Consider the following 17410-nt stretch of genomic DNA (forward strand, 5'->3'; position numbering starts at 1 on the left):
AGAGATCCCCAACTCGCTCATGCTTCGCTCATGCTTCGCTCTTGAGGATGTGTCTTTATTAGTTTGGCCAACTATCAGGCACTACAAACCAAAATTTGCCGCTTTTCGTTTGAGCATGTATAAACCGCCCATCGGGCTTGTCGATAGGCTGAATAAACTCTTCTAATCCTACCGCCCAGAGTGGTTTAGCAAGCTCATAAAGCGGCTCATCGATTTGTTCCCACTGACTTTGATAGCACCAATAACCGGATATTTGCGTAGGGTTCAGTGGTAAACCTAAACATTCAGTTGGAATGGTTTCTGATGAGAATGGGTTGATGTAGAGTCTCCCTTGAATCAAGAGGTGTTCAGATAACTCATTGTACTGAGGGTATTGTTGACCAAACTCGTGTGAGGAGCTCATCTTTAATTGATGAGTGAGCATTCGATGGAGTTTCTTATCAAGCTGATCGTGAGCATTAGGACCGTACCAAGTTCCTTGGTGTAGGAGGTAAAACTTGATGGCGACTTCCCAGTGTTCGAGGTTTTGAGATTCGTTGTGACGCAAGATGAGGTCTATCGCTCCAAGTGTCTGTCCAGAGGCTCTGTTAATTTGAATCTCTTCGGCTTCAAGCGAATAGTGGTCACTATTGGTAATTAGTTCGGTACACAAATGTTGGTAGATAAAACCTAATCTAGGATTCCCTTGATACTCAGACTGTTTCAATGGTGCAGGGTTTAACGTTTTTACATCGACGAACGGCGGCGTTAACTCAAAAAGAGATGGAGTTTCGTGTACCCAGTGATAGAAGCGTTGTAAAGCGTTCATCCTTAAACCTATATTTGCTTGACCATCACTATTGTAGCGAGGTGCTGGTAAGGTTGCTACGGTTCGAATACACTTTGCAAAACAAGATAAAGCGCAACGCTGACAATTAGATGGAAGCTGTCATGAATAACTTACAATTAGAAAAAATCCTCAACGAAAAGCTCTCACCACAGTTAATCAAAGACTACGCACCAAATGGTTTGCAGGTCGAAGGAAAAGAACAGATTAAAAAGGTCGTTACCGGCGTAACGGCTTCGCAGGCGTTAATTGATAAAGCAGTAGAATTCAATGCAGATGCTTTGCTTGTGCATCATGGCTACTTTTGGAAAGGTGAACCCGAGCCTATTCGAGGTATGAAAGGCAAGCGAATCCGCACCTTAATTAAAAATGACATCAATCTGTTGGGTTATCATTTGCCGTTAGATATCCACCCTGAGTTAGGAAACAACGCAGAGCTTGCTCGTCTGTTGGAGATTGAGGTTGAAGGTGGTCTAGAAGGTCACGCACAATCTGTTGCAATGTTTGGTCGACTAAAAACATCGATGACAGGTGCTGAGTTTGCGACCAAGATCAATCAAGTGCTCAAGCGCGAACCATTACATATCGCTCCTGATAACGCTGATAAGATGATCGAAACGGTTGGTTGGTGTACTGGTGGTGGCCAAGATTATATCGAGCTAGCGGCTCAAAATGGTCTAGATGCGTTCGTCTCTGGCGAAATCTCGGAGCGCACGACATATTCAGCACGTGAGCAAGATATCCATTACTTTGCTGCAGGTCATCATGCAACAGAGCGCTACGGCATTAAAGCTCTAGGGGAATGGTTAGCAAAAGAACATGGTTTGGATGTCGAGTTTATTGATATTGATAACCCGGTTTAGGTCAGAACCGGAACAGGCTACACCCTGCGAGAGAAAGATTTGTCATTCTTTAGACCGAAGAATGACAAAGTAAGGAATCTCTAAAGGTTGGCAGCTCGCGGTGAGAGATCCACAACTCACTCGTGCCTCGTTCTTGAGGATGACAACTAATAAAAAGGGCTGATGTTCACACATCAGCCCTTTATTATTGCTTGTCAGCTATTATTCACGCTCATGTAGAGGTGAGAATTCACGCTGTACTTCACCAGTGTATAGCTGGCGAGGGCGACCGATACGGTTCAGTGGATCGCTGTGCATTTCGTTCCAGTGTGCAATCCAACCGATAGTACGAGAGATTGCGAAGATAACTGTAAACATAGATACAGGAATACCGATTGCTTTCAGAATGATACCTGAGTAGAAGTCGACGTTCGGGTACAGTTTCTTAGAAACGAAGTATTCGTCTGATAGAGCGATACGTTCAAGTTCCATTGCCACATCAAGTAGCGGATCTTTGATGTTAAGCTCTTTAAGAACTTCGTGACACGTTTCACGCATAACTGTTGCGCGAGGGTCGTAGTTCTTGTAAACACGGTGACCAAAGCCCATTAGGCGGAACGGGTCTTCTTTATCCTTCGCACGTTCAACGTACTCTGGGATGTTCTCAACGCTGCCGATCTCTTCTAGCATCTTCAGACATGCTTCGTTTGCACCGCCGTGAGCTGGACCCCATAGAGAGGCGATACCTGCTGCGATACATGCAAATGGGTTAGCACCCGAAGAACCAGATAGACGTACAGTCGATGTTGAAGCGTTCTGCTCGTGGTCTGCGTGTAGTGTAAAGATCTTATCCATAGCGCGAGCAACAACAGGGTTAACTTCGTACTCTTCGCAAGGATTAGCGAACATCATGTGCAGGTAGTTTTCAGCGTAGCTTAGGTCATTACGTGGGTAAATGAATGGCTGGCCGATTGAATACTTGTAACACATTGCCGCAAGTGTTGGCATTTTCGACAGTAGTCGGTATGCCGCGATTTCGCGGTGTTCGTCGTTGTTGATATCTAATGAATCGTGGTAGAACGCAGCAAGTGCACCAACCACACCACACATAACAGCCATTGGGTGAGCGTCACGACGGAAGCCGTGGAAGAAGCTCGCGATTTGCTCATGGACCATAGTGTGACGAGTGACAGTTGTTTTGAATTGCTCGTATTGTTCACGTGTTGGGGCTTCACCATAAAGAAGGATGTAACATACTTCTAAATAATCAGCGTTGTTAGCTAACTGATCAATTGGGTAACCGCGGTGCAAAAGAATCCCTTTGCCGCCGTCGATGTAGGTGATTTGAGATTCACAAGATGCAGTGGCAAGAAAACCTGGGTCAAAAGTGAAAAATCCATTTGCTCCCAGTTTACGAACATCAATCACGGGTGTGCCAAGAGCACCTTCCATAATTGGCAGCTCGATAGGCGCTTGACCTTCAACATGAAGGGTAGCTTTCTTATCTGCCATAACAATCTCCTTTGTTTATTATTTTATCCGTCCAGGATGTTTGTGTGACATTTTTGTACGTGTGTTCGTTATCAAAGTCAATTTTTCTCCTCTGATGTGTGCACTTGTTATTATTTTTTAAATGTAAAACGTTAAAAATCTGGGCTGTGTAGCAAAAATTGTTACATCAATTGTATTAGAATGTTGCCAGCCGTATAGTGGCGCAGTCAATTTTGGTGGAAACCTTATAAATTCAAGGCTTGAAACAATTGTGAGGTGAAGTTTTAATCCTTGTTGTTAACAATTTTTTTACAAAATACCCGGTCGTTTGGTGGGTTTGTTTGTTAAATAAATGTTAACTTTTGCAGGTTTGCAACCAAAATTCGTTCATAACTATAAATGCTCAATGGAGCTGAGTGAGCAAGCCCGTGAAAGAAAGAAAGTCAAGACCTGTTAATTTAGATTTACAGACCATTCGCTTTCCGATCACAGCAATCGCATCTATCTTACACCGTGTTTCTGGTGTAATTACGTTTGTCGCGATCGGAATCCTACTTTGGTTACTATCCATTTCCTTATCATCTCCTGTTGGTTACGCACAAGCAGTCGACATCGTCGATGGCTTCTTTGTGAAGTTTATCTTGTGGGGAATTCTAACGGCGTTGGCCTACCACATTGCTGGTGGTATCCGTCACCTTCTGATGGATTTAGGTCACTTTGAAGAGCTGGAATCTGGCGCGATGAGCGCTAAGGTTGCATTCGCAGCGACAGCCGTACTGTCACTACTAGCGGGGATCATGGTGTGGTAAAACATATTTCATCTTTTGGTCGTAATGGTGTACACGATTTCCTATTGATTCGTGCTACTGCGATCATCATGACACTTTACACAATCTATCTGGTTAGCTTCTGTGCTTTCACGGATATTTCTTACGTATCTTGGACTCAGTTCTTTGGTGGCACGTTCACTAAAGTGTTCACGATGCTAGCGTTAGTTTCTGTCCTAATCCACGCTTGGATTGGCTTGTGGCAGGTTCTTACTGACTACATTAAATGCGCTAAGCTTCGTGGCGGCCTACAGTTAGCGGTTATTGCTGTACTGTTTGGTTACTTCTTCTCTGGTCTATTTATTCTGTGGGGTGCGTAAGTGTCTATTCCAGTTCGCGAATTTGATGCCGTAGTAATCGGCGCTGGTGGTGCAGGCATGCGTGCTGCGCTACAAATCTCTGAGCAAGGCCTTTCATGTGCATTGCTTTCTAAAGTATTTCCAACACGTTCACACACGGTTTCAGCTCAAGGTGGTATTACGGTTGCGTTAGGTAACGCACACGAAGACCATTGGGAGCAACACATGTACGATACGGTAAAAGGTTCTGACTACATCGGCGACCAAGATGCTATCGAGTACATGTGTAAGAATGGCCCTGAGTCAGTAATTGAACTTGAGAAGATGGGTCTACCTTTCTCTCGTTTCGACAACGGTACTATTTACCAGCGTCCTTTCGGCGGTCAGTCAAAGAACTTTGGTGGTGAGCAGGCGGCTCGTACAGCAGCGGCGGCTGACCGTACAGGTCACGCGCTTCTACACACGCTTTATCAACAAAACATCAAGCACAAAACGACTGTATTCTCTGAGTGGTATGCACTAGATATCGTTAAGAATGAAGATGGTGTAGTGCTTGGCTGTACTGCATTGTGCATGGAAACGGGTGAAGTTTGTTACTTCAAGTCTAAAGCAACCATCCTAGCTACTGGTGGTGCTGGTCGTATTTACGCATCGACAACGAATGCGCACATTAACACTGGTGATGGTGTTGGTATGGCTCTACGTGCTGGCGTACCAATGCAGGACATGGAAATGTGGCAGTTCCACCCAACGGGTATCGCTGGTGCAGGTGTTCTTGTAACAGAAGGCTGTCGTGGTGAAGGTGGTTACCTTCTTAACAAAGATGGTGAACGCTTCATGGAACGCTACGCTCCAAACGCAAAAGACCTTGCTGGTCGTGACGTTGTTGCTCGTTCAATGATGATCGAAATCCGTGAAGGCCGTGGCTGTGATGGTCCATGGGGTCCACATATTAAACTGAAATTGGATCACCTAGGCAAGGAGACGCTTGAGTCACGCCTACCGGGTGTTTGTGAACTGTCTCGTACATTCGCTCACGTTGACCCAGTGAAAGAGCCAATCCCTGTAATCCCTACATGTCACTACATGATGGGTGGTGTACCAACTCAGGTTTCTGGCCAGGCTATTAAGCAAGACGAAAATGGCGCTGACGTTGAAGTTCAAGGCCTATTCGCTTGTGGTGAAATTGCATCTGTATCGGTTCATGGTGCTAACCGTCTTGGTGGTAACTCGCTACTAGACTTGGTGGTATTTGGTCGTGCAACAGGTCTGCATCTAGGTGAAACTCTAGCTAAGCAAGCTGATGCGAAACCAGCAACAGAAGCTGACATTGAGCGTTCTCTAGAGCGTTACAACCGCTGGGAAAACAGCACTGAGGGTGAAGACCCTGCTCAAATCCGTAAAGACCTACAACAATGTATGCAAAACAACTTCTCGGTATTCCGTGAAGGTGATGCAATGGCTAAAGGTCTTGAAGAGCTTAAAGTTATCCGTGAGCGTCTGAAGAACGCACACCTTGCTGATAAGTCAACAGAGTTCAACACTCAGCGTATTGAGTGTCTAGAACTAGAAAACTTGATGGAAACAGCTTACGCAACGGCTGTAGCGGCAAACTACCGTACAGAAAGCCGTGGAGCACACGCTCGCTTTGACTTCCCTGACCGTGATGATGCGCAGTGGCTATGTCACTCAATCTACAACCCTGAAACGGAATCAATGGCTAAGCGTGATGTAAACATGGAACCGATTCACCGTGAAGCGTTCCCACCGAAAGCACGTACGTACTAAGGAAAGGAGGATAGAACTATGAAACTGAATTTCTCTTTGTACCGTTACAATCCGGATGTTGATCAAAAGCCGTACATGAAAGACTACACGCTTGAAGTGGAAGAAGGCTCAGACATGATGCTTCTAGATGCATTGATTTTGCTTAAAGAGCAAGATCCAACCATCTCGTTCCGCCGCTCTTGCCGTGAAGGTGTATGTGGTTCAGACGGTCTGAACATGAATGGTAAAAATGGCCTAGCGTGTATTACGCCACTATCTGCTCTCAAAGCAGACAAGATTGTGATTCGCCCATTACCAGGTTTGCCAGTTGTTCGAGATCTTATCGTTGACATGACACAGTTCTACGATAACTATGCGAAAGTTAAGCCTTTCTTGATTGATGACGGTGCTCTACCGCCATCACGTGAAAACCTGCAAACTCCAGATGAGCGTGCTCATTTAGATGGCCTGTACGAATGTATCATGTGTGCATGTTGTACGACGTCATGCCCATCTTTCTGGTGGAATCCTGATAAATTTATCGGACCAGCAGGTCTATTGGCAGCTTACCGCTGGTTAATTGATAGCCGCGATACAGCAACAGATGAACGTCTATCAAATCTTGATGATGCATTTAGCGTTTTCCGTTGCCATGGCATCATGAATTGTGTAAGTGTTTGTCCTAAGGGACTAAATCCGACGAAAGCTATTGGTCATATTAAGACCATGCTTGTAAATCGTTCGGTTTAATTTAACAAAAAAATTGCCGACCTAAGTTCGGTCGGCTCTTAATAGCTCGGCGTAAGACCGAAGCAAACGTGAAAACTACTGGTTAAGGGAAAATATGCACAACGGCGTGATGAAGGCATGGCTCGAGTCTTCACACTTGGCTGGCGCCAATGCAACGTATGTAGAGGACCTCTACGAACTGTATCTAAGTGATCCCGATCTGGTAAGTGAGGAGTGGAAACGTGTATTTGATGGTTTACCTAAGCCATCAGAAGAGGTGGTAGAACAACCTCATTCACGTGTCCGTGACTACTTCCGACGACTCGCTCAAGAAACAAAGCATTACAGTGTCCAGGTTAGTGATCCAGATGTCGACGCTAAACAAGTTAAAGTACTCCAACTAATCAATGCTTACCGATTCCGTGGACACGAAGCGGCACAGCTTGACCCTCTTGGTTTATGGCAACGTCCACCTGTGGCGGAGCTAGAACCTGCATTCCACAATCTTACCGAAGATGACCTAGAAGAGACCTTCAACGTTGGTTCTTTTGCCATTGGCCAAGAAACAATGCAGTTGAAAGATATCTACTCAGCTCTAAAGAAAACTTACTGTGGTTCTATCGGTGCAGAATACATGCACATGACAGACACAGAGCAGAAACGTTGGATCCAGCAACGTTTAGAGTCTGTCGTTGGTCAACCTTCTTTCTCTAATGATGAAAAGCACATGTTCTTAGACGAGCTGACAGCAGCTGAAGGTCTAGAGCGTTACCTAGGTGCAAAATTCCCAGGTGCTAAGCGATTCTCACTAGAAGGTGGTGATGCACTGATCCCAATGACGAAAGAATTGATTCGTCATGCGGGTGCGAGTGGCATGCGTGAAGTGGTTATCGGTATGGCTCACCGTGGTCGACTAAACATGTTGGTAAACGTGTTAGGTAAGAAGCCACAAGACCTATTCGATGAGTTTGCGGGTAAGCATGATGAAACGTGGGGCACTGGTGATGTTAAATACCACCAAGGTTTCTCTGCGGATTTTGCAACGCCAGGTGGCGATGTTCACCTAGCATTGGCGTTTAACCCATCTCACCTAGAGATCGTAAACCCAGTAGTTATTGGTTCGGTTCGTGCTCGTCAAGATCGTTTAGGCGATAAGACAGGTAGTACAGTACTTCCTATTACTATTCACGGTGACTCTGCGATTGCAGGTCAGGGTGTTGTGGCAGAGACATTTAATATGTCTCAAGCGCGTGGTTTCCAAGTGGGCGGTACCGTTCGTATCGTTGTGAATAACCAAGTAGGTTTCACAACATCTAACCCGAATGATACACGTTCGACTATGTACTGTACTGATATCGCTAAGATGGTACAGGCTCCAATTTTCCACGTGAATGCGGACGACCCTGAAGCTGTTGCATTTGTTACGCGCATTGCACTTGATTACCGTAATGAATTCAAACGCGATGTTGTGATTGACTTGGTTTGTTACCGTCGTCATGGTCACAACGAAGCGGACGAGCCAAACGCGACTCAGCCTCTGATGTATCAAAAAATCAAGAAGCACCCAACGCCACGTAAGCTATATGCAGACGTGCTGATGGAGAAAGAAGTTCTTGGTATCGATACAGCAACTCAACTAGTCAATGAGTATCGTGATGCATTGGATCACGGTGAAGTTGTAGTTAAAGAATGGCGCCCGATGGCTCTGCACTCTGTAGACTGGTCACCATACCTTGGCCATGACTGGGATGTAGAGTGGGATAATAAGTTTGACGCTAACCGCCTTGTCGAGCTTGGTAATCGCCTAACGGACTACCCAGATAGCCATAAACTTCAAAGCCGTGTAAACAAGCTTTACAACGATCGTAAAGCGATGATCAGTGGCGAGAAAGCTATTGATTGGGGTATGGCTGAGACTCTAGCGTACGCAACTCTTGTTGACGACGGAAAACGCATTCGTATTTCTGGTCAGGATTCTGGTCGTGGTACGTTCTTCCACCGTCACTCTGTTCTGCACAATCAAAATGACGCGAGCACATTCGTTCCTCTAGCGAATATTCACGACAAACAGGGTCCTTTCCAAGTATTCGACTCAGTATTGTCTGAAGAAGCGGTACTGGCGTTTGAATATGGTTACGCAACTGCAGAGCCAAGCGGCCTGACCCTTTGGGAAGCGCAGTTTGGTGACTTTGCAAACGGTGCACAGGTTGTTATTGACCAGTTTATCTCATCAGGTGAGCAGAAGTGGGCACGTCTATGTGGTCTAACGATGCTTCTACCTCATGGCTATGAAGGTCAGGGCCCTGAGCACTCATCTGCACGTCTAGAACGTTACCTACAATTATGTGCTGAACAAAATATGCAGGTTGTTGTTCCATCAACACCAGCTCAGGTTTACCACATGATTCGTCGTCAAGTTGTTCGACCAATGCGTCGTCCACTGATCGTGATGTCTCCGAAGTCTCTACTTCGTCATCCACTATGTACGTCGACAATGGAAGAGCTTGCGGATGGTACTTTCCAACCAGCAATTCCTGAAATTGACAGCTTAGATGCAGCGAAAGTGAAACGCGTAGTGTTCTGTTCAGGTAAGGTTTATTTCGACCTACTAGAACAGCGCCGTAACAATGAGCAAGACGATGTAGCGATTGTTCGTATCGAACAGCTTTACCCATTCCCTCTGGATGAAGTAAAAGCAGCGATTGAGCAATACACAAACGTAGAAGATTTCGTTTGGTGTCAAGAAGAGCCTCAAAACCAAGGTGCTTGGTACTGTAGCCAACACAACTTCCGTGCTGCGATCCCAGCAGGTGCTGATCTTAAATATGCTGGTCGTCCAGCGTCAGCGTCTCCAGCTGTTGGTTATATGTCAGTACACTTGAAACAACAAAAAGCGCTGGTTGAAGATGCGCTGAACGTGAATACAAAAACTTCGGATTAAGAACTAGAAGTTAAAGGAAGAAACAGATATGACAATTGAAATTCTGGTTCCAGATTTACCTGAATCTGTTGCAGACGCTACAGTAGCAACTTGGCACAAACAACCTGGTGACGCAGTAGAGCGTGACGAAGTACTGGTTGATATCGAAACTGATAAAGTTGTTCTAGAAGTACCAGCTCCAGAAGCCGGTGTTCTAGAAGCTATCATTGAAGAAGAAGGTGCAACGGTACTTTCTAAACAGCTAATCGCTAAGCTCAAGCCAGGCGCAGTAGCGGGTGAACCAACAACGGATACAACTGAGTCGACAGAAGCATCGCCAGATAAGCGTCACAAAGCCGCGCTGACTGAAGAAAGCAACGATGCATTAAGCCCAGCTGTTCGTCGCCTACTTGCTGAGCATGGTCTAGAAGCTAGCCAAGTTAAAGGTACAGGTGTTGGCGGTCGTATCACTCGTGAAGATATTGATGCGCACATCGCAAACGCGAAAGCAGCACCTAAAGCGGAAGCTCCAGTAGCAGAAGCGCCAGCAGCAGCTCGTAGCCAGAAGCGTGTTCCTATGACTCGTCTGCGTAAGACAGTAGCGAACCGTCTTCTAGAAGCGAAGAACAACACAGCAATGCTGACAACGTTTAACGAAGTGAACATGAAGCCAATCATGGATCTTCGTAAGCAGTACAAAGACCAGTTCGAAGAGCGTCATGGTATTCGTCTAGGCTTCATGTCTTTCTATGTGAAAGCAGTAACAGAAGCGCTAAAACGTTACCCTGAAGTAAACGCATCTATCGATGGCGATGATATTGTTTACCACAACTACTTCGACATCAGCATGGCGGTATCGACGCCACGTGGTCTAGTAACACCGGTTCTGAAAGACTGTGACACGCTAGGTTTCGCTGATGTAGAGAAGGGCATTAAAGAGTTAGCAATCAAAGGTCGTGATGGCAAGCTAACTGTTGATGAACTTATGGGTGGTAACTTCACTATCACTAACGGTGGTGTATTTGGTTCACTAATGTCAACGCCAATCATCAACCCACCTCAGTCGGCAATTCTTGGTATGCACAAGATCCAAGAGCGTCCGATGGCAGTGGATGGTAAGGTTGAAATCCTACCTATGATGTATCTAGCTCTATCTTACGATCACCGTCTAATCGATGGCCGTGAGTCTGTGGGTTTCCTAGTAACAATTAAAGAGCTACTAGAAGATCCAGCACGTCTGCTATTAGACGTTTAATATCGCTAAAACGTCTAGTTACCTTGGGTAGCTAGACGTTCGATAGTTTCAAAGGCTAGACTAGCTCAACTGTCTGGCCTTCACTTGAGTCATTCTTTGTTGTTGAAATATAGAGTGATTTATTTGAGAAGACCCTACAGACGTACGCAACATAGCGACGTTATGGAAATAATAATCCCTTAAGGGAAAATAAACGGAATATCAAAATGAATTTGCATGAATACCAAGCCAAACAGCTGTTTGCAGAATTCGGTTTGCCTGTACCGGAAGGCTACGCGTGTGACACGCCACAAGAAGCTTTCGAAGCTGCAGGTCGCATCTCTACTGAGAAGAAAGTTGTTAAATGTCAGGTTCACGCAGGTGGACGTGGTAAAGCCGGTGGTGTCGAACTACATGACACTAAAGATGGCGTAAAAGAGTTCGCACAAAAGTGGCTAGGTAAAAACCTAGTAACTTATCAAACAGACGCAAATGGTCAGCCTGTAACAAAAATCCTAGTTGAAGAAGCATCAAACATTGCTAACGAACTATACCTAGGTGCTGTTGTTGACCGTGCTACGCGTAAAGTCGTATTCATGGCTTCTACTGAAGGTGGTGTAGAAATCGAGAAAGTTGCAGAAGAAACGCCAGAGTTGATTCACAAAGCAGCTATCGATCCACTAGTAGGTCCTCAAGCTTACCAAGGCCGTGAACTTGCGTTCAAACTGGGTCTTGAAGGCGACCAAATCAAACAATTTGTTAAGATCTTCATGGGTCTTGGCAACATGTTCTCTCAGTACGACCTAGCTCTACTAGAGATCAACCCTCTTGTAATCACTGGTGAAGGCAACCTTCTATGTCTTGACGGCAAGATCAACATCGACTCAAACGCGATGTACCGTCAGCCTAAACTACGTGAAATGCACGATCCATCTCAAGAAGATGAGCGTGAAGCACACGCTGCTCAGTGGGAACTAAACTACGTAGCACTAGACGGTAATGTTGGCTGTATGGTTAACGGTGCTGGTCTAGCAATGGGTACGATGGATATCGTAAACCTACACGGTGGTAAGCCAGCTAACTTCCTTGACGTAGGTGGCGGCGCAACGAAAGAACGTGTAGCAGAAGCATTCAAGATCATCCTATCTGATGACAATGTAAAAGCAGTACTAGTAAACATTTTCGGTGGTATCGTACGTTGTGACATGATCGCTGAAGGTATTATCGGTGCGGTTAAAGAGGTAGGTGTAAGCGTACCAGTAGTTGTTCGTCTGGAAGGTACTAACGCTGACCTAGGTCGCGAAGTTCTTGCTAATTCTGATGTTGATATCATTGCTGCTGAGTCGCTAACTGACGCAGCTCAGAAAGTTGTTGCTGCTGCGGAGGGCAAATAATGTCTGTACTAATTAATAAAGACACGAAAGTAATCTGTCAGGGTTTCACTGGTGGTCAAGGTACTTTCCACTCTGAGCAAGCGATCGCGTACGGTACGCAAATGGTTGGCGGTGTTTCTCCAGGTAAAGGTGGTCAAACTCACCTAGGTCTACCTGTATTTAACACTGTACGTGAAGCTGTAGAAGCAACTGGCGCAACTGCGACCGTTATCTACGTTCCTGCACCTTTCTGTAAAGATGCAATTCTAGAAGCGATCGACGCAGGTATCGAGCTAATCGTAACGATCACTGAAGGTATCCCAACAACAGATATGATCGATGTTAAAGTGAAGCTTGAAGAAACTGGCGTTCGCATGATCGGTCCTAACTGTCCAGGTCTAATCACTCCAGACGAGTGTAAGATTGGTATCATGCCTGGTCACATCCACAAGAAGGGTAAAGTGGGTATCGTTTCACGCTCTGGTACGTTGACGTACGAAGCGGTTAAGCAAACGACAGACGAAGGCTTTGGTCAGTCTACGTGTGTTGGTATCGGTGGTGACCCAATCCCAGGTTCAAACTTCATTGATATCCTAAAACTGTTCCAAGAAGACCCAGAAACTGAAGCAATCGTAATGATTGGTGAGATCGGTGGTACTGCAGAAGAAGAAGCGGCAGCGTTCATCAAAGAGAACGTAACTAAACCAGTTGTTTCTTACATTGCGGGTGTTACTGCTCCTCCTGGTAAGCGTATGGGTCACGCAGGTGCGATCATCTCTGGTGGTAAAGGTACTGCGGAAGACAAATTTGCTGCACTAGAAGCTGCAGGCGTTAAGACTGTGAAGTCTCTTGCAGACATCGGTAAAGGTCTTCGTGAGATCACTGGTTGGTAATCTAACCTGATTCAAATAAATAAAGGCTTGGCGTAATGCCAAGCCTTTTTATTTTTGTGCGCTATAAGTGTTTGCCATTCCTTAGAACGACGAAGGAGAGAGTAAAGAATCTCTACTTATTTCCGACTTGGTTGGAGGGACTTTTCCCAATCCCAATCCGGTCGTACCTCCCTCTTATGAATGACGGATAGAACGTGCGGGAGCTTAAAGTCCAAATTTGCTCTCTAAGGCTGCTATACGCTTATTCAACTGCGCAACCTCTTGCTCCAATTGCTTTATACGATCCTGATCGTTTGATTCAGTTTTCGCCGCTACTTCAACTTTAGGTACACGATTCGAGTTCTTCCAACTTTTTAGTGTGGTAATAAGAGCAGGCATTGGGATAGGTGTGCTCAAACGCGCTTTTACCAATGCAACTGTGGGCTGCTTACCCTCAGCGTGTAACTGTTCAAGGACATCTTTTAGCTCTTGGCTAACATCTTGAGTAAGCATAAAACCTCCATTTCGCTTATACAAATCATCATACTCAGCCCGCACCCAATTAGCGAATAGAAAATTATGAATTGCTCTGTGCGAGATCTCTCACACCTGCTGTGAGATAAATAGCGTTTGTATCTCAAGATAATCACTTAACCTTATTCTAAATATATGATTATTTTGACTATTATTGTTTGTTTCAAACTTGTTACGCCATTTTTATTTGCCGAAGACATTGTCTCAATCTGCAATTCGCGTAAATTAGAACCTGTCGGAAGGATACTGACACGGAACAGGAAAGACCAAGGATTGGGAATCTTCAGGATGAAGATTGGTTAACTAGGATAGTTAATCAAGCATGGAGCGAAAGGACATTGTAAGGAAACAAGCACTAACAGGATGTTAGTGACAAGGACGACAATGGACACCTCTAGGAAGAGGCTAGGAATCGTATCAGGAAGATACACAGGACACCACTTACGGATAGAGTGATGTGTGCTAACGAGGATATGTTAGCTATCAGGATGATTAGGACACCGCTAGGAAGGCGATAGTAGGATTTTACTGAAGGATTCAGTAACTATTAAGGAAGATGCATGGAGCACCTTTTGTAGCCGGATTGCTGCGAGTAAGACTTATAACCCCGATACTAACGTGTCGGGGTTTTTCTTAGATCCCACCTTTACTAATAACTCTAATAACAATGTACTAAAAACAACCTAGATCAATAAAGGTTGAGATCAGTTGGTATAAATTTTCGGCTTTGTTTTATAAGACAAGAACTGCTGCTTACAAGGATGTGTCATGACTATTGTGACTCGCCGATCGTTATTAGTACCTTATAACGAATCATTACAATCTGAGTTTCTTATGCTCAACTGCTGTGCGATTAACCGCGCACAAATGAATGGTGCACATACAGTGTCATCAGCAAAGAAACTATTTGAACAGGTACTGACAGACCGTAATATCTATGCCATGGCGGTACTAGATAGCGCTACACGTGAATATGTCGGGCATGTATTTTTGTCTGACCTAGATAGTGAACCTGAATTGGGCTTTATCTTTGATAAGAACTATTGGGGAAGAGGGATTGCGAGTGAAGCATTACAAGCATTTTTCCCTAAGGCGCTACGGGATTTAAACATCAGCAAAGTTATCGCAACTGCAAACGTTGGGCATGAGCCTTCAATTCGGATCTTAACCAAGCTTGGCTTTGTTTTAAACGCACATAAAGAAGATACGTTCGGCCCTTATGGGGAGTATCTATTTACATCCGATGTGGCGGCAGAGCCACCTTTGCTAGTCGAAAGCCTTGCATAATAATTTCCCCTTGGTAGCAATCATCCCCAAGGGATGAGAATTCAAACTGATACACAGAATGCCAACGCCAGACACCGTCTGGCGTTTTGAGTTTGTGGCTTTTAAGGGCAACGCTCACTAATTGAAGATCAAGCTCTTTGCATTTACGCGCAGCGATACCTTTGGCGATCTCAGCTTGACGTCTTTGTTGCCAAAAAATAAGACATACAATCGCAAGGGCTAGAATAGCAAAGAGGTCTTGAATCATAATTACGCCTTAGTCGCTTGTTGCAGTCGAATAAGTGCTTGAGCAAGCTCTTGTGATGGACTTGAGTGTAATAGTGGCAATAGCACCATTCTCAATTCAGGTAGCATAACAAGATCGGCAAACAGCTGATTAAACAGAGTTTGGTTACCTGTTTGTGCTAAACGTAGTAGGAATTGTTCAGCAATGGTGACGTTACTTAACCAATGCCAGCTGCGCCCAGCAATACCGATAAGTACTTCTTGATGGCTTAAGCGTGGGCTCGCCAAAATTGCATCAACAATAGGCTGAGCGATCGATACAGGGGCACCCGCGAGAGCTCGAGTGAGTGCTGAAAGTAGGAACAGGTCAGGTTGTTCACTCTCAATCTGCTGCTTGGCCATTTCGGCGATTCGCTCTGCCAACTTATCTGAAAGTTCGGTGTGCTCTAGTGCTCCCAGAAGCGCATAAAGAGGTTCATTCGGAAGCTGCTTCAGAGCCTTACGCACGTTGACGCCGTTTTGTTCTTGGCCAAGACGAGCACAAATGTCGGTGACGCCTTGCAAGCCAACAGTGTGCCACTTATCCCACTCTAAACCACCTGAAAAATAGTGCTGAGCATGTTCGTAGTACTGACTACAAGGCATATCTAAAGAAGCTCGAATCTGGCTGTGGAACACCGCCATCTTATCTTCGGCTGGTTTGAAGGTATAAGGATTGTTAGACAGTTTCTCTTGTTGTTCCTCGGTCATCTCTTGATTGATGCGAGTGCCCATAGCCTCAATGACATACTTCAGAAAGTTACCGATATCAGATTGTTTAAGTAGACCACGTTCATCCAACTCAAACTTTAGAAACCAAATCCATGGCTGCTGCTCTTGGTTCCAATACGCGATCGCAATATGAGCTTTGCGCTGCATTGGATAAGGATAAGGTAATTGACCTTTTTCCGTATCTGCGAAAGTTTTTGCATCAATAGTTTTAATTCGACGTCCAAGATCAAAGACTTGGTACTGGCAATCGCTATCTGTAAGCAGTTGGGTAAGGGTATGAATGGTTTCCATTAGAGAATTGTCCTAACTTTCTTTCCTCTATAAATGGTACTCTTAGGGCAATTTTCAAGGTCCAATATAAAGATTAATGACGAAAGAAATACAATTAGTCACGCTCCTCGATGCTTTAGAGGGCGAACTGCGTAATCTAGGCCAGTGGCAAGAGACGTCTCCGAATGATCAAGCGCTAACTAGCCAAGAGCCTTTTGCTATTGATACCTTGGCTCCACAAGAGTGGCTTCAATGGATTTTCATTGCTCGTATGCGCGGATTACTTACCACTAATCAGCCGATCCCCGTCGGGTTTTCGATGGCACCATATTTTGAAGAAAACTGGAAAGAGCAGCCATCAATGACGACTCTAGTTAATCTCATTCAACAAGTAGATAAGGTATGCAGTGATGCTTGAGATTGTTTATCAAGATGAATATTTTGTTGCTGTTAACAAGCCTGCTGGTATGTTGGTACACCGTAGTTGGTTGGATAAACACGAAACGCAATTTGTGATGCAAACCTTACGTGACCAAATTGGTCAGCACGTGTTTCCATTACATCGCCTTGATCGCCCAACATCGGGAGTGCTTATTTTTGCCCTGTCTAGTGAAGTGGCTTCGCAAGTGATGCCTATGTTTGCAAATCATGAGATGGAAAAAACATATCATGCGATTGTCCGTGGTTGGATTGAGGAGTCTGGTCGTCTAGATTACGCCTTGAAGGTTGAGCTAGATAAAATCGCAGATAAACACGCAAGCCAAGAGAAAGAAGCGCAAGAAGCGATCACTGATTATTTACCACTGGCAAAAGTGGAAGTGCCTCATTCAACTGGTAAGTTTCCAACGACTCGTTACTGTTTGATGGAGATGAAACCACTTACAGGACGTAAACACCAGTTAAGGCGTCATATGGCTCACCTAAGGCATCCTATTGTTGGTGACACGACTCATGGCGATGGTAAGCATAATAAGTTGTATAGAGAGGTCTACGACTCTCACAGACTGCTTTTGCATGCATCAAGCTTAGAGTTTGTTCATCCGTTTACCCATGAGAAGCTGGTGATAAAAGCGGGCGTTGATGAAACATGGCACAAGTTGTGTGCTGAGTTTGATTGGCAAATACCGAGTTAAATTGACTAAA

General features: G+C 45.0%; 17 protein-coding genes. 12 read left to right on the forward strand and 5 right to left on the reverse strand.

Translation table 11 applies throughout. The features are described from left to right. Positions 1-58: 58 nt before the first annotated feature. Positions 59-808, reverse strand: a complete 750-nt coding sequence (locus AAFX28_RS12595; protein WP_408688103.1) for a DUF1853 family protein — start codon at positions 806-808, stop codon at positions 59-61. A gap of 122 nt (positions 809-930) precedes the next feature. Between AAFX28_RS12595 and AAFX28_RS12600 the strand changes: the two genes are divergently transcribed. Next, positions 931-1689 carry a Nif3-like dinuclear metal center hexameric protein gene (locus AAFX28_RS12600; RefSeq protein WP_408688105.1) on the forward strand — a complete coding sequence of 253 codons (759 nt, stop codon included), beginning with the start codon at positions 931-933 and terminating at the stop codon, positions 1687-1689. A 201-nt stretch (positions 1690-1890) separates the two neighbouring features. On the opposite strand, the gene AAFX28_RS12605 is transcribed toward AAFX28_RS12600, so the two are convergent. After that, positions 1891-3180: a citrate synthase gene (locus AAFX28_RS12605; RefSeq protein ID WP_408688107.1), complete on the reverse strand. Its 1290-nt coding sequence runs from the start codon at positions 3178-3180 to the stop codon at positions 1891-1893. Between the two features lie 395 nt (positions 3181-3575). Here AAFX28_RS12605 and sdhC point away from each other — a divergent pair, with 395 nt between their 5' ends. The 8 genes from sdhC to sucD all read left to right on the forward strand — a co-directional run bounded on the left by sdhC (position 3576) and on the right by sucD (position 13201). Beyond that, a complete protein-coding gene (gene sdhC / locus AAFX28_RS12610) occupies positions 3576-3968 on the forward strand; it encodes a succinate dehydrogenase cytochrome b556 subunit (protein ID WP_408688108.1) in 393 nt (130 codons plus the stop codon). After that, the gene (sdhD, locus tag AAFX28_RS12615) at positions 3962-4306 is read left to right on the forward strand and encodes a succinate dehydrogenase, hydrophobic membrane anchor protein (protein WP_004413188.1); all 345 of its coding nucleotides are present in this window, start codon (positions 3962-3964) and stop codon (positions 4304-4306) included. The genes sdhC and sdhD overlap by 7 nt, the downstream gene beginning before the upstream one ends. Further along, positions 4307-6073: a succinate dehydrogenase flavoprotein subunit gene (gene sdhA, locus AAFX28_RS12620; protein WP_408688110.1), complete on the forward strand. Its 1767-nt coding sequence runs from the start codon at positions 4307-4309 to the stop codon at positions 6071-6073. Positions 6074-6091: 18 nt separating this feature from the next. Beyond that, complete coding sequence (locus tag AAFX28_RS12625; RefSeq protein WP_408688112.1) at positions 6092-6802, forward strand: succinate dehydrogenase iron-sulfur subunit; 711 nt, start codon at positions 6092-6094, stop codon at positions 6800-6802. Positions 6803-6896: 94 nt separating this feature from the next. Beyond that, complete coding sequence (gene sucA, locus AAFX28_RS12630) at positions 6897-9722, forward strand: 2-oxoglutarate dehydrogenase E1 component (protein ID WP_408688114.1); 2826 nt, start codon at positions 6897-6899, stop codon at positions 9720-9722. Positions 9723-9750: 28 nt separating this feature from the next. Continuing rightward, positions 9751-10956, forward strand: coding sequence for a 2-oxoglutarate dehydrogenase complex dihydrolipoyllysine-residue succinyltransferase (gene odhB / locus AAFX28_RS12635; RefSeq protein ID WP_408688116.1), 1206 nt, complete (start codon positions 9751-9753; stop codon positions 10954-10956). Positions 10957-11162: 206 nt separating this feature from the next. Beyond that, positions 11163-12329 carry an ADP-forming succinate--CoA ligase subunit beta gene (sucC, locus tag AAFX28_RS12640; protein ID WP_004744517.1) on the forward strand — a complete coding sequence of 389 codons (1167 nt, stop codon included), beginning with the start codon at positions 11163-11165 and terminating at the stop codon, positions 12327-12329. Further along, positions 12329-13201: a succinate--CoA ligase subunit alpha gene (sucD, locus tag AAFX28_RS12645; protein WP_005476019.1), complete on the forward strand. Its 873-nt coding sequence runs from the start codon at positions 12329-12331 to the stop codon at positions 13199-13201. Before sucC ends, sucD begins: the two co-directional genes overlap by 1 nt. 204 nt (positions 13202-13405) lie before the next feature. On the opposite strand, the gene AAFX28_RS12650 is transcribed toward sucD, so the two are convergent. Continuing rightward, positions 13406-13693 carry a hypothetical protein gene (locus AAFX28_RS12650; protein WP_408688117.1) on the reverse strand — a complete coding sequence of 96 codons (288 nt, stop codon included), beginning with the start codon at positions 13691-13693 and terminating at the stop codon, positions 13406-13408. A 789-nt stretch (positions 13694-14482) separates the two neighbouring features. On the opposite strand from AAFX28_RS12650, the gene AAFX28_RS12655 reads away from it, so the two are divergent. Beyond that, on the forward strand, positions 14483-15001 hold the full coding sequence (locus AAFX28_RS12655) for a GNAT family N-acetyltransferase (RefSeq protein ID WP_408688119.1): 519 nt from the start codon (positions 14483-14485) through the stop codon (positions 14999-15001). On the opposite strand, the gene AAFX28_RS12660 is transcribed toward AAFX28_RS12655, so the two are convergent. Together AAFX28_RS12660 and AAFX28_RS12665 are read right to left on the reverse strand one after the other, a co-directional pair. Further along, a complete protein-coding gene (locus tag AAFX28_RS12660) occupies positions 14949-15248 on the reverse strand; it encodes a DUF3301 domain-containing protein (RefSeq protein WP_408688120.1) in 300 nt (99 codons plus the stop codon). The genes AAFX28_RS12655 and AAFX28_RS12660 overlap by 53 nt on opposite strands. A 2-nt stretch (positions 15249-15250) precedes the next feature. Continuing rightward, entirely contained in the window at positions 15251-16288 is a 1038-nt protein-coding gene (locus tag AAFX28_RS12665; RefSeq protein WP_408688121.1) for a DUF3549 family protein, read from the reverse strand. A gap of 76 nt (positions 16289-16364) precedes the next feature. Between AAFX28_RS12665 and AAFX28_RS12670 the strand changes: the two genes are divergently transcribed. After that, a complete protein-coding gene (locus AAFX28_RS12670; RefSeq protein WP_408688123.1) occupies positions 16365-16685 on the forward strand; it encodes a YqcC family protein in 321 nt (106 codons plus the stop codon). Further along, on the forward strand, positions 16678-17400 hold the full coding sequence (truC, locus tag AAFX28_RS12675) for a tRNA pseudouridine(65) synthase TruC (RefSeq protein WP_408688124.1): 723 nt from the start codon (positions 16678-16680) through the stop codon (positions 17398-17400). Before AAFX28_RS12670 ends, truC begins: the two co-directional genes overlap by 8 nt. Positions 17401-17410 lie beyond the last annotated feature (10 nt).

Source organism: Vibrio sp. TBV020, from assembly GCF_046056895.1.
Taxonomy (GTDB): domain Bacteria; phylum Pseudomonadota; class Gammaproteobacteria; order Enterobacterales; family Vibrionaceae; genus Vibrio.

Bases quoted from the DNA above. Each gene is read 5' to 3' on its own strand.
- AAFX28_RS12595 (WP_408688103.1), bottom strand. From the start codon at position 808: ATGAACGCTTTACAACGCTTCTATCACTGGGTACACGAAACTCCATCT.
- AAFX28_RS12600 (WP_408688105.1), top strand. From the start codon at position 931: ATGAATAACTTACAATTAGAAAAAATCCTCAACGAAAAGCTCTCACCA.
- AAFX28_RS12605 (WP_408688107.1), bottom strand. From the start codon at position 3,180: ATGGCAGATAAGAAAGCTACCCTTCATGTTGAAGGTCAAGCGCCTATC.
- AAFX28_RS12625 (WP_408688112.1), top strand. From the start codon at position 6,092: ATGAAACTGAATTTCTCTTTGTACCGTTACAATCCGGATGTTGATCAA.
- sucA (WP_408688114.1), top strand. From the start codon at position 6,897: ATGCACAACGGCGTGATGAAGGCATGGCTCGAGTCTTCACACTTGGCT.
- odhB (WP_408688116.1), top strand. From the start codon at position 9,751: ATGACAATTGAAATTCTGGTTCCAGATTTACCTGAATCTGTTGCAGAC.
- sucC (WP_004744517.1), top strand. From the start codon at position 11,163: ATGAATTTGCATGAATACCAAGCCAAACAGCTGTTTGCAGAATTCGGT.
- sucD (WP_005476019.1), top strand. From the start codon at position 12,329: ATGTCTGTACTAATTAATAAAGACACGAAAGTAATCTGTCAGGGTTTC.
- AAFX28_RS12650 (WP_408688117.1), bottom strand. From the start codon at position 13,693: ATGCTTACTCAAGATGTTAGCCAAGAGCTAAAAGATGTCCTTGAACAG.
- AAFX28_RS12655 (WP_408688119.1), top strand. From the start codon at position 14,483: ATGACTATTGTGACTCGCCGATCGTTATTAGTACCTTATAACGAATCA.
- AAFX28_RS12660 (WP_408688120.1), bottom strand. From the start codon at position 15,248: ATGATTCAAGACCTCTTTGCTATTCTAGCCCTTGCGATTGTATGTCTT.
- AAFX28_RS12665 (WP_408688121.1), bottom strand. From the start codon at position 16,288: ATGGAAACCATTCATACCCTTACCCAACTGCTTACAGATAGCGATTGC.
- AAFX28_RS12670 (WP_408688123.1), top strand. From the start codon at position 16,365: ATGACGAAAGAAATACAATTAGTCACGCTCCTCGATGCTTTAGAGGGC.
- truC (WP_408688124.1), top strand. From the start codon at position 16,678: ATGCTTGAGATTGTTTATCAAGATGAATATTTTGTTGCTGTTAACAAG.